Source organism: Microbispora sp. NPDC088329, from assembly GCF_040685655.1.
Taxonomy (GTDB): domain Bacteria; phylum Actinomycetota; class Actinomycetes; order Streptosporangiales; family Streptosporangiaceae; genus Microbispora.
On sequence record NZ_JBFBIP010000010.1, the window covers coordinates 247,384 to 258,635 of the forward strand.

The window sequence follows — 11,252 nt, forward strand, 5'->3', positions numbered from 1 at the left end:
CCGCATGAGGGGGTCGAGCCAATGGGGCGCGGCCGAGCCAAGGCCAAGCAGGTCAAGGTCGCCCGTCAGCTGAAGTACAACAGCGGCGGCACGGATCTTGAGCGCCTGCGCGCGGAGCTCGGAGTCGTGGACGCCGACGATTCCGGCCACAGTGACGAGCATGACCCTTACGACGAGTTGGCTGATCGCTACGCCGATTACGCGACCGTCGACGACGACGACGGCGATGACCGCCGTGGGCGTCGTTGACTCGGTTCTGATCGCCAAGTGAGTGACCCGGCGGGTGACATACCCGCCGGGTTCTCTCACGTGTCCGGCGACCCTCGCCTCCGACGGTGACAACGGCCGGGGCGGTGTCCCGGCGTGAGCCTGCCGTCGCCACTGCGGCCGCCGGTGAACCGTGACATGTCCCGGCCGGCGGATGCCTGTTCGCCGCGGCCGGCCGTGGGCGGAGGGCCACGACCGGCCGGAAGGGTTCACCCGGCTCGATTCACCGGGCTCGCCTCGTGAACCAGATCACCGGCGGAACAGCGCCCGTCCCTCGCCGGGAACGATCTCGCCCAGCACCCAGGCGGGCAGCCCGCGAGCGGCGAGCAGGGCGAGTGCCTTGTCGGCCTGCTCCGCCGGGACGATCGCGCACATGCCCACGCCGAGGTTGAACGTCTTGTCCATCTCCTCCTGGGGCACGCCGCCGTGCCCGGCCAGCACCTCGAAGATCGCGGGCGGCGTCCAGGAGTTCCGGTCGAGAAGGGCGTCCACCGTGCCGGGCAGGGACCTGGCCAGGTTGGCCGCGAGCCCGCCGCCGGTGATGTGGGCCAGGGCGTGCACCTCGGTCTCCCGGATGAGCGCCAGGCAGTCGAGCGAATAGACGCGGGTGGGCTCGAGCAGTTCCTCGCCGAGCGTACGGCCCAGCTCGGGCAGCTCCCGCTCCAGGCCCAGCCCGGCGGTCTTGATCACATGCCTGACCAGCGAGTAGCCGTTGGAGTGGACGCCGCTGGAGGCCAGCCCGAGGACCACGTCCCCCGGCACGACCCGGTCGGGGCCGAGCATCTCGTCCGCCTCGACGACCCCGGTGCCGGCGCCCGCGAGGTCGTACTCGTCGGGACCCATCGCGCCGGGGTGCTCGGCGGTCTCCCCGCCGACCAGCGCGCAGCCCGCGAGCCGGCAGCCCTCGGCCACGCCGCCCACGATGTCGGCGATCCGCTCGGGCACGACCTTGCCGCAGGCGATGTAGTCGGTCATGAACAGCGGCTCGGCCCCGCAGACCACGAGGTCGTCCACGACCATGCCGACGAGGTCGATGCCGATCGTGTCGTGCTTGCCGAGCTGCTGGGCCAGCATGACCTTGGTGCCCACACCGTCGGTGGACGTGGCCAGCAGCGGCCGGCGGTAGCGCAGGAACGCCGAGGCGTCGAAGAGCCCGGCGAAGCCGCTGGCGTCGTCCACGACCTCCGGGCGCCGGGAGCGCGCGACCCGCGACTTCATCAGCTCGACCGCGCGGTCGCCGGCCTCGATGTCGACGCCGGCGGCGGCGTAGCTGGTCATCGCTGAGCCTCCAGCACGAATTTGCCCACCCTGTCGTCCTCGATCGGAATGGGGTACTCACCGGTGAAGCACGCGCGGCAGAGCCGGTCGGCCGGCAGTGTCGTCGCGCGGGTGAGCCCCTCAAGAGAGATGTACCCGAGGGAGTCGGCCCCGAGCGAGGAGCGGATCTCCTCGACCGACAGCGACCCGGCGATCAGCTCCGCGCGGGTGGCGAAGTCGATGCCGTAGAAGCACGGCCAGGAGACCGGAGGCGAGGAGATCCGGACGTGGACCTCGGTCGCCCCGGCCTCGCGCAGCATCTTCACGATGGCCCGCTGGGTGTTGCCGCGGACGATCGAGTCGTCCACGACCACAAGACGCTTGCCCTCGATGACCTCGCGCAGCGGGTTGAGCTTGAGGCGGATGCCGAGCTGGCGGATCGTCTGCGACGGCTGGATGAACGTCCGGCCGACGTAGGAGTTCTTCACCAGGCCCTGGCCGTACGGGATGCCGCTCTGCTCGGCGTAGCCGATGGCGGCGGGCGTGCCGGACTCGGGCGTGGGGATGACGAGGTCGGCGTCCACCGGGTGCTCGCGGGCCAGCACGCGGCCGACCTCGACCCGGGTGGACTGCACGCCGCGCCCGGCGATGGTGGTGTCGGGGCGGGCGAGGTAGACGTACTCGAACAGGCAGCCCTTGGGCTCGGCCGGCGCGAAGCGGCGCGAACGGACCCCGCGCTCGTCGATGGTGAGCAGTTCGCCGGGCTCGATCTCGCGGATGAACGACGCGCCGACGATGTCGAGTGCCGCGGTCTCGGAGGCGACCACCCAGCCGCGCTCCAGCCGGCCCAGCACCAGCGGGCGGATGCCCTGCGGGTCGCGGGCGGCGAACAGCGTCGTCTCGTTCATCCAGACGAGCGAGTAGGCGCCCTTGACCTCCGGGAGCAGCTCGGCCGCCACGTCCTCGACCGGGCGCGAGGCGTCCTGCGCGAGCAGCGCGGTGAGCACCTCGGTGTCGGTGGTCGCGCGGGTGGAGCCGGGCGCGAGCCGTTCGGCGAGGTGCGCGGTGTTGATCAGGTTGCCGTTGTGGGCGAGCGCCAGCCCGCCGCCGTCGGTGGAGCTCAGCGTGGGCTGCGCGTTCTCCCAGACGCTCGATCCGGTCGTGGAGTAGCGGCAGTGCCCGATGGACAGGTGCCCCCGCAGGGTGCCGAGGATCGACTCGTCGAAGACCTGAGCCACCAGGCCCATGTCCTTGTAGACGAGGATGCGGCTGCCCTCGCTGACCGCGATGCCCGCGGACTCCTGCCCGCGGTGCTGCAGTGCGTAGAGGCCGTAGTAGGTGAGTTTGGAGACGTCCTCCCCGGGCGCCCATACACCGAAGACGCCACAGGCGTCCTTCGGAGCGCGGTCCTGGGGGTCGAGGTCATGGCCCAGCCGGCCGTCGCCCTTCAACACGTAGTCGAGTCTATTTGGGCGTTGGCGCTGCTCAAACCCGCGCATGCCCGTCAGGCGCCGCAAGCATCACCCGCCCTTTGCCGTGTCGTCCCTGCTCACACGAGGAATCCGGGGGAATCTGGGCTTTCGGACAGCCCCTAAGAATCGGATCAGGCCACAAGATATGGCCCAGGATCGGTAGGGAGGATCATCGTGGCGACACCCGACGACCCCGGGCGCCCGCCTCCCTACGGGCAGCCGCCGTACGGGGGGCCGCTGCCGCCGCCCCCGGCACCCGGCGGACCTCCCGGCGGCCCCTGGGGGCCACAGCCGGGCGGCGGGCTCGGGACGGCCGCGCTGGTGCTCGGAATCTGTTCGATCGTCCTGCTGCTGGTCTGCGGCGTCGGCACGCTCGTGGCGATCGTCGGGCTCGTCCTCGGCATCGTGGCGATCGCCAGGAACTCCAACCGGCGCAGGGCGGTCGGAGGGGTGGTGCTGAGCGCGCTGACCCTGCTGCTGGCCCTGATCGTGAGCGTGGCGCTCTACAACTGGTTCACGACCAGGCACGTCGGCGAGTGCTTCGACCGCCGGCTCTACCCCACACAGGAGGACGCGCAGCGCTGCGTGCAGAACAAGCTCTCCGGATTCCGGTGACCCCGGGCGGGGTTCACCAGAGCGGCAGCAGCGCGGACAGGTCGGCCCGGGAGCCGCTGGCCGCGATCTTCCCGGCGGCGGTGGCGTCGGCCCACGACAGCCGGCCGGTGGCCAGTTCGAGCCAGGTGCGGGGGTCGGTCTCGATGACGTTGGGCGGCGTGCCCCGCGTGTGCCGGGGCCCCTCCACGCACTGCACCGCGGCGTGCGGGGGGACCCGCACCTCCACCGACCGTCCCGGCGCCCGCGCGGCCAGGTCCTCCAGCAGGTGCCGTACGGCGGCGCGGGCGGCGGCCCTCAGCGGCGTGAGCCCGGCCTCGTAGGCGTCGAGCACGGCCAGCGCGCACGCGTCGCCGGCGGCGCTCTCGGGACCGTCGAACGGCGGCCGTCCGAGATCGGCGAGCTGGGCGTCGAGCGCCTCTCTGATCTTCCCTGGGTCGAGTCTGCGTGCCGGCACCGGCCCATTGTCCCGGATTCGGCCCCCGCTCGATCTCGCGGGAAATGATGGGCGGTCTCCGTACATGAGAGGGGTGTCCGTAGGAGCACCGGCAAGGGGGCCGATCATTGGGACCGCCCGTGGATGACGAACCGTCGGCCAGGTTCGAGGCCGTCTACCGGGAGACGTACGGCCGGCTCACGGCGTACGCCGCGCGCCGCTGCGACTCGCCGCAGGACGCGGCCGACGTGGTGGCCGAGGTCTACACCGTCGCCTGGCGGCGGGTGGACGACTTACCCGAGGGCGACGAGGCCGTCCTGTGGTTGTACGGCGTGGCCCGCAACGTGGTGGCCAACCACCGCCGGGGCGAGGTGCGCCGCCAGGCCCGCACCGCCGAGCTGGACGCCGAGCTGGCCGACCTGTACGCGGCCTCTCCCGAGAGCGGGGTCGAGCTGTCCGCGATCGGCGAGGCCTTCCGGAGCCTGTCCGACGACGACCGCGAGTTGCTGTCGCTGGTCGCGTGGGAGGGACTGGAGCGCGAGGAGATCGCCACCGCGCTCGGCCTGTCGCGCAACGCCGTACGCATCCGGCTCTACCGCGCCCGAAGGCGCTTTTCCCGGGCGCTCGCCGAGGCGGGCGTCCCTCTCACGTCACATGGTCGGCTGGCGCCACTGGGGAGGTCACTGTGAAGGACGTCGAAGCGATGTTCGGGCCGCTGGCCCGGGTCGAGCCCGGTGCGCCGGGCGGCCGTCCGTCAGATGCGGGGGCGCGGGCGTTGCTCGCCTCGATCACGGCCGAGCCGCCCGGCGGCGGCGCGGCCGTGCCCACGCGTGCGAGGCGCCGCGGCCCACGCAGGCTGGTTCTGGGCCTGGCGGCCGCCGCCGTGGCCGCCGCGGGCATCGTCGTCGGCCCGGGCCTGCTCGACAACGGCACCCTCACCACGCCCTCCTACGCCGTGACCAAGGACTCCCACGGGGTCGTGTGGGTCAAGGTCCGAGACTTCCGCGACGTCGCCGGGCTGACGAAGCAGCTGCGTGACCTGGGGGTCCCCGCCATCGTCGACTACGCGCCTCCGGGGCAGAAGTGCCGGGAGCCGCGCGCCACCTACGTGGAGGACATCCCCCAGGGCCTCTACGACCCGCCGACGAACATCCCGGGGGAGAAGAACAGCTGGCAGATGCGGATCGACACCCGCCTGTTCAAGCCCGGCCAGACCTTCGTCTGGACCCTCACGGCCTGGCCCGACGGGGGAAGCACCACCAGCACGATCCTCATGGAGGACCCGGTGAAGCCGTGCGTGCTCGTGCCCGACGACCGGATGAGGAGCGCGCCGCCGGAGATCGTCGCCTATCGTCTGGCGACCGAGAAAGGCCGCTCGCTCGCCGGATATCGGGTGGACGAGAAGACGGTGGGCGAGGTCGTGCCGGAGATCGAGAAGCGCGGGCTGAAGGTCACCTATGCGATCATCGAGCCCAACCCGCGGAATCTCGGTGGCTTTGCCATTGATCCGCATAAACAGGACATTCCCGTCGGGAAGGACTGGACCGTCTGGGAGGCGCAGGAGTCCACCCGGAAGTCCAGACTGATCCGCCTGCTCGTCACCAAGGAGCACCTCGACTGGAACCCGGTCTACGACGGCGGTTCTCGCGACAACGTGATCAAGGAGTAGAACCTCTCAGCCCGGGAGCGGGTCCTGACCGAGGACCCGGGCGCCGTTGTCGGCGGATGCGCGGACCGCGGCGAAGCCGGAGTCGATCATCTCGCGCTCGTACCACCGCAGTTCCGGGATCAGGGGACGGCCGCTCGCGAGAGCGGCGGCGAGGCTCGCGGCGTCCCGGAGGGCGAGGTTGGCCCCGGCCCCCGCCGCCGGGCTCATCGCGTGGGCCGCGTCGCCGAGCAGCGTGACGCGGGTGGTGTCCCAGGGGGTGATCGGAACGCTGGTGCGCAGTTCGAGCGGGAAGACGTCGTGCCACTCGGTGAGCATCCGCCGGATGCGGGGATGCCAGCCGTGCGTCGTCTCCGCGACGAGGGATCTGAGCAGGTGCGGCTCCGGCGGCAGGTCCTCCGTGCGGGCGCTGAAGGAGAAGGTGGCGTAGTCGCGGGTGAGGGCGATGCCCACCACCCGGTGGCGGGGCCCGGTGACCGCGCTGAACACGTGGTCCAGGTCCTCGGCCGACTCTCGCTGGATCTTGCCGTAGAGCTGGGTGAGGCCGGTGCCGACGACGCGGGCATGGGGTAGGTACTGCCGGCGGACGGCGGAGTTCACGCCGTCGGCGCCCACCAGCACATCGCCGGTAGTGGTGGTGCCGTCGTCGAAACACGCGGCCACCTGCCCGGCCTCCACCTGGAAGGCGGTGAGGCGCCTGCCATACGTGACCAGCCGCTCCACGTCGGCCAGCAGGGTGTCACGCAACTCCTGCCGGTCGACCGACAGGTGCCTGCCGCCGAAATCGTGCTCCTCCAGCACCCGCAGTGCCGGGTCGAAACGCACGAACCGCGGCTTGGGCGGGTGGGCCGCGGCCACGAACGCGGCCCAGCGCTCCGGCGCGAGCACGGATGCCAGCGCGTCGATGCCCACGTCGCCGAGATGAAGGCGGTATCCCTGCCGGCGGATCACGGGCGAGGCGTCGCGTTCGTAGACGGCCACGTCCATGCCGGTCCCGCGCAGTCCGTTGGCCAGGGCCAGGCCGCCGAGACCGGCTCCGATGACGATCACTCTCATCGTGGGGCACCACCGAAGTCGCTGGCGTGCTCGGCGGCCCACGCAGCCAGCGGTGCGGCCGGGGCACCGGTGATCACCTGAATGGCAGTGGTGACGGCGGGTGCCGGGGCGGTGACCAGCGTGGCGTATCCGTCGAGCAGTTCGTCCACGAAGTCGTCGGGGAAACCGGGGGCGGCCAATAGCCTGGCGCGTTCCTCCTCCCGCGTCAGCTCGTGCCAGCGCAGCGGCCGCCCGATCGCCTCGCCGATGATCCGCACCTGCTCTTCCTGCGTGAGGACCTCGGGTCCGGTGAGCGCGTAGCGGCGCCCGGCGTGCCCGTCCTCCGTCAGGGCGCGTACGGCCACCGCCGCGATGTCGTCCTCGTGGATCGGCACCGTCCTGAGTGATCCGTAGGCGCCTCGCACGACGTCTCCGGCCTTGATCTGCTCGCTCCACCACAGGGTGTTGGCCATGAAGGTGCTGGGGCTCAGGATCGTCCACTCCATGCCGGACTGCTCGATCAGGTGTTCCACGGCGGCGTGCCAGCGGGCGACCGCGGTGGGCTGCAGCTCGGGAGCCACCCCGGGGCGTGCGTCGCCGCCCGTCATGAAGACGACCCGGCGGGCGTGGCGCTTGAGCGCGTCGACGACGGACCGGGCCGGTTCGGCCGAATGGAACGGCCACATCAGGAACGCCGCCTCGACACCGTCCAGAGCGCCGGGAGCGTCCAGGTCCGGAGTGACGACCTCGACGCCCGTGGGGAGGCGGGCGGTTCGCGGGCGGCGGCTGGTCGCCCGTACGGCTGCGCCTGCCCGGGCGAGCCGCTCCACGACCCGCCGTCCGACGTTTCCCGTGCCACCGAAAACCAGGTAAGTGCTCATGCGCCCACGATCGCCTCGAAGCGGCAGCGCCCGCAGTCCGGCGACGGCCCGGCGGCGAAAAGCCGCGCGAAACTAAGAAATATGGCGAAAAACAGCGTGCTGGACGACGTCGACCGTGCTCTCGTGCACGCGCTCCAGATCGACGGCAGAGCCTCCTTCCGCCGGATCGCCGAGGTCGTCGGCGCTTCCGAGCACACCATCGCGCGCCGCTATCGCAGGCTGCGATCCGAGGGGCTCCTGCGCGTGGTCGGCATGCTCGACGGCACCCGCTTCGGGCAGACCTCCTGGGGAGTGCGTCTGTTGTGCACGCCGGACGCCGCCGGGCCGGTGGCCGAGGCGCTGGCCCGGCGGGAGGACACCGTCTGGGTGCGGCTGCTGTCCGGCGGCACGGAGATCGCCTGCGGGGTCCGGGCCGGCGGGGAAGGAGACGACCTGCTGCTGAAGAAGCTGCCCAGGACTCCGCGCGTCGTCTCGATGTCGGCCCACGCCACGCTGCACATGTTCGCCGGTTGGCGCAGCCGGGCACCTGTCCTCACGGACGAGCAGGCCGCATGCCTGCGCCCGGATCACACGGACGAGTGCGAGATCGCCCTGAGCGGCGAGGATCGTGCCCTGCTGCGGGTGCTGGCCCGGGACGGCCGGGCCGGCTTTGGCGAACTGGCGGCCGCGGCCGGGTGCTCGCAGACCACGGCCCGCCGCCGGCTGGAGCAACTGTGCGGCGGCGGCGCGCTGCGCTTCGACGTCGAGATCCCCGCCCAGGCGCTCGGCTACCACGCCGAGGCATGGTTGTGGATGAAGGTCGAGCCGCGGGCGCTGACCGCGGTCGGCGCGGCCATGGCCGCGCACGCCGAAGCCGACATGGTGGCCGCCACCACGGGCGCGACCAATCTCATGGCAGCGGTGACCTGCCGTGACACCCGGGCCCTCTACCGCTACCTCACGGAGCGGGTGGCGACGCTCGACGGAGTGCGCGAGGTGGAGACCGCCCCGGTGATCCGCACCCTCAAGCGGGCCGGCGCCCTGCTGTTCTGATCCCCTGCTGCGCTGAACCCCCGTGGCCCTGAACCCCTGTGGCGCTGGACCCGCGTTGTTCCGGACCCGCGTTGCCCTGGATCCCCATTGCCCTGCCCCGCGTTGCCCTGGGCCCCGGGAGTCAGGCGACGGGCTCGGCCACAGCGGGGGCGCTGGGCTCGGCGGGCGTGACGGGTTCGGCGGCGACCCGGGTGCGGCGTAGGGAGAACACGCTGACCGGGACGCCGACCAGCACGATCGCCGCCGCGACCAGCAGCGTGAAGCGGTAGGCCTCCAGGAAGGCGTGCAGCGGAGCGCCGCCGATCGCGCTCTGCCTGGCGCTCAGGATCGCACCCAGGATCGTGATGCCGAGCAGGCCGAAGACCTCGCGGGAGACGTTGAGCACACCCGAGGCCACGCCGGCCCGCGCGGGAGGCATCGCGTTCAGCACCACGTTGGTCAGCGGGACGAGCAGGCCGGCGCCCGCGCCGTACAGCAGGAACCAGGGGAGCAGGTCGCCGTAGTGGGAGCCCTCGCCCGCGCTCGACAGCCCCCCGATGGCCACCGCCATCAGGCCGAGGCCGACGGCCACGGTGCCCGCGCTGCCGAAGCGCTCGGCGATCCGCGGCGAGACGCTCGCGATCACCGCCATGAGCAGCGCCATCGGCACGAAACCCGCGCCCGCCTCGGTCGGAGAGAACCCGAGCGCGCTCTGCAAGTAGAGCGCGGTGAAGAAGTAGATGCCGAAGACGCCGAACGACCACAGGCCCATCGACAGCAGGCCGCCGCTGAAGACCCGCTCGCGGAACAGCGTGAGGTCGATCATCGGCTGTGCCGTACGGGCCTCGACGACCAGGAACACGACGGCGGCCACCGCGAAGACCGCGAACGCGCCGAGGATCGGCGCGGAGGTCCACCCACGCGACTCGCCCTCGATGAGCGCGTAGGTGAGGGCGAACAACGCCACGGCCGAAGTGGCCAGGCCCGGCAGGTCGAGAGCCGCCCGCCCGGCCGCGGCCCGCTCGACCCTGATCGAACGCAGGCCGATCACCGCCGCGACCACGCCGATGGGCAGGTTGATGAGGAAGATCCAGCCCCAGTCGGCGTTCTCGCTGAGGAACCCGCCGGTGAGCGGGCCGATCGCCAGTGCCAGGGCGCCGACCGCGCTCCAGATGCCGACGGCCGTCGCCCGCTCGCGCGGGTCGGGGAAGATCCGTGGCAGCAGGGCGAGCGTCGACGGCGTCACGAGCGCCGCGCCGAGTCCCTGCACCGCCCGCGCGGCGATCAGTGTCTCCTGGCTCCCGGCTAGGCCCGCCGCCACCGACGCGAGCGTGAAGACCGCCAGGCCGCCGAAGAACGCCGTCCGGGGGCCGAAGACGTCCGCGAGCCGTCCGCCGGCGAGCAGCAGGCCCGCGAACACCAGGATGTACGCGCTCACGATCCACTCCAGACCGGAGATCGTCAGCGCCAGGTCCCGCTGGATCGTCGGCAGGGCCACGTTGACCACGTTGTTGTCCAGGTAGGTCATGAAAGTCGCGAGTGACACCGCGACCAGCGCCCACCATCGTCCGGACATGCGTCCTCCTCTTGTACGAGGTACATGTACGGCGTACATGTACGGTGCATAGGAGACCTTGTACGGCGTATAGTTGTCAAGTCCCGAGGAGGTAGGGAGGCTGCGGACCATGGCGAACACGGAGCGGCTGAGCCGCCGGAGTCTGGTCGAGAAGGCCGTGGAGCTGGCCGATGCCGAGAGCCTGGAGTCGGTCACGGTGCGGCGGCTCGCCCAGGAGCTCGGGGTCACCCCGATGGCCCTCTACTGGCACGTCAAGAACAAGGACCAGTTGTTCGTCTGCGTCACCGACCATCTGCTGGCCGAGGTCACCGCCGAGTTCGACCCGGGCGCGCCGTGGAACGTGCGGCTGCGGGCGATGGTCGAGGCGCTGATCAGGGTGATGCGGCGGCACCGGTACATGCCGGGGCTGCTCGGGATGGTCGAGAAGCAGGAGCTCCCCAACTTCGCCCGGGCGACCGACACCGCGCTCGACCTGCTGTCCCAGGCCGGGTTCACGCTGACCGAGGGTTTCGCCGTCTCCACTTACCTGCTGCACGGCGCGATGGCGCTGGTCGACAACGAGCCCGGCTGTCCCGGCGTGTTCAGCGCCGCGGAGGCGGCCGAGTGGCGCCGGCAGAGGCGGCTGCGCCTGGAACAGTTCCCCGCCGACGAGTTTCCCCGGATCGTCGAATACGCCAAGGCCACGGAGGAGGAGCCCGACCTCGACGCCTACTACGCGTTCGGCCTGGATCTCCTGATGTCCGGGGTCGAGGCCACGGCCGCGAAGAGGACGCCGGGCAGCGCGACGCAGAAGGACCTCAACGGACGGAAATGAATAGCGTGGGGACTTTTTGACCATTCGTGCTTACTGGGAGCGGAGATGCGCATACGTAATGTTTGACGTGACAACCCTCATATCTCATGGCGCGTGGATCACGTGTACAACTTCTGATTCACGCACATGTTGTGCCATAGAGAGGGAAGTCCCGTGGCTATCAAGTTGCCGGGCGGACGCACCATCGGCCTGATGACGGCTGGTGCTCTGGCTGGATCGGTCCTG

At 71.3% G+C, this 11,252-nt stretch carries 12 protein-coding genes; 6 read left to right on the plus strand and 6 right to left on the minus strand.

Translation table 11 applies throughout. The features are described 5' to 3' along the window. Window positions 1–21 precede the first annotated feature (21 nt). Window positions 22–249, plus strand: coding sequence for a DUF3073 domain-containing protein (locus AB0O28_RS21020; RefSeq protein ID WP_363642539.1), 228 nt, complete (start codon window positions 22–24; stop codon window positions 247–249). 267 nt (window positions 250–516) lie between these two features. On the opposite strand, the gene purM is transcribed toward AB0O28_RS21020, so the two are convergent. Continuing rightward, window positions 517–1,545 carry a phosphoribosylformylglycinamidine cyclo-ligase gene (purM, locus tag AB0O28_RS21025; protein ID WP_363642541.1) on the minus strand — a complete coding sequence of 343 codons (1,029 nt, stop codon included), beginning with the start codon at window positions 1,543–1,545 and terminating at the stop codon, window positions 517–519. Then, window positions 1,542–2,978, minus strand: a complete 1,437-nt coding sequence (purF, locus tag AB0O28_RS21030) for an amidophosphoribosyltransferase (protein WP_363642542.1) — start codon at window positions 2,976–2,978, stop codon at window positions 1,542–1,544. Before purF ends, purM begins: the two co-directional genes overlap by 4 nt. Before the next feature lie 192 nt (window positions 2,979–3,170). On the opposite strand from purF, the gene AB0O28_RS21035 reads away from it, so the two are divergent. Next, window positions 3,171–3,611 carry a hypothetical protein gene (locus tag AB0O28_RS21035; RefSeq protein ID WP_363642544.1) on the plus strand — a complete coding sequence of 147 codons (441 nt, stop codon included), beginning with the start codon at window positions 3,171–3,173 and terminating at the stop codon, window positions 3,609–3,611. Between the two features lie 13 nt (window positions 3,612–3,624). Here AB0O28_RS21035 and AB0O28_RS21040 read toward each other — a convergent pair whose 3' ends face one another. Beyond that, entirely contained in the window at window positions 3,625–4,065 is a 441-nt protein-coding gene (locus tag AB0O28_RS21040) for a sterol carrier family protein (RefSeq protein ID WP_363642546.1), read from the minus strand. A gap of 119 nt (window positions 4,066–4,184) precedes the next feature. Here AB0O28_RS21040 and AB0O28_RS21045 point away from each other — a divergent pair, with 119 nt between their 5' ends. Both AB0O28_RS21045 and AB0O28_RS21050 read left to right on the plus strand, forming a co-directional pair. Further along, window positions 4,185–4,733, plus strand: coding sequence for an RNA polymerase sigma factor (locus tag AB0O28_RS21045; protein WP_363642548.1), 549 nt, complete (start codon window positions 4,185–4,187; stop codon window positions 4,731–4,733). Then, the gene (locus AB0O28_RS21050) at window positions 4,730–5,713 is read left to right on the plus strand and encodes a hypothetical protein (protein WP_363642550.1); all 984 of its coding nucleotides are present in this window, start codon (window positions 4,730–4,732) and stop codon (window positions 5,711–5,713) included. Before AB0O28_RS21045 ends, AB0O28_RS21050 begins: the two co-directional genes overlap by 4 nt. Window positions 5,714–5,719: 6 nt before the next feature. Here the strand turns inward: AB0O28_RS21050 and AB0O28_RS21055 are convergent, their stop codons facing one another. Together AB0O28_RS21055 and AB0O28_RS21060 are read right to left on the minus strand one after the other, a co-directional pair. Further along, window positions 5,720–6,766, minus strand: coding sequence for an FAD-dependent monooxygenase (locus AB0O28_RS21055; RefSeq protein WP_363642552.1), 1,047 nt, complete (start codon window positions 6,764–6,766; stop codon window positions 5,720–5,722). Next, complete coding sequence (locus tag AB0O28_RS21060; protein WP_363642554.1) at window positions 6,763–7,626, minus strand: NAD(P)H-binding protein; 864 nt, start codon at window positions 7,624–7,626, stop codon at window positions 6,763–6,765. Before AB0O28_RS21060 ends, AB0O28_RS21055 begins: the two co-directional genes overlap by 4 nt. 81 nt (window positions 7,627–7,707) lie before the next feature. On the opposite strand from AB0O28_RS21060, the gene AB0O28_RS21065 reads away from it, so the two are divergent. Continuing rightward, the gene (locus tag AB0O28_RS21065) at window positions 7,708–8,658 is read left to right on the plus strand and encodes an AsnC family transcriptional regulator (protein ID WP_363642556.1); all 951 of its coding nucleotides are present in this window, start codon (window positions 7,708–7,710) and stop codon (window positions 8,656–8,658) included. Window positions 8,659–8,779: 121 nt separating this feature from the next. On the opposite strand, the gene AB0O28_RS21070 is transcribed toward AB0O28_RS21065, so the two are convergent. Next, window positions 8,780–10,213 carry an MFS transporter gene (locus AB0O28_RS21070; RefSeq protein WP_363642558.1) on the minus strand — a complete coding sequence of 478 codons (1,434 nt, stop codon included), beginning with the start codon at window positions 10,211–10,213 and terminating at the stop codon, window positions 8,780–8,782. 109 nt (window positions 10,214–10,322) lie between these two features. Between AB0O28_RS21070 and AB0O28_RS21075 the strand changes: the two genes are divergently transcribed. Continuing rightward, window positions 10,323–11,027 carry a TetR/AcrR family transcriptional regulator C-terminal domain-containing protein gene (locus AB0O28_RS21075; protein WP_363642560.1) on the plus strand — a complete coding sequence of 235 codons (705 nt, stop codon included), beginning with the start codon at window positions 10,323–10,325 and terminating at the stop codon, window positions 11,025–11,027. The last annotated feature ends 225 nt before the right edge of the window (window positions 11,028–11,252 follow it).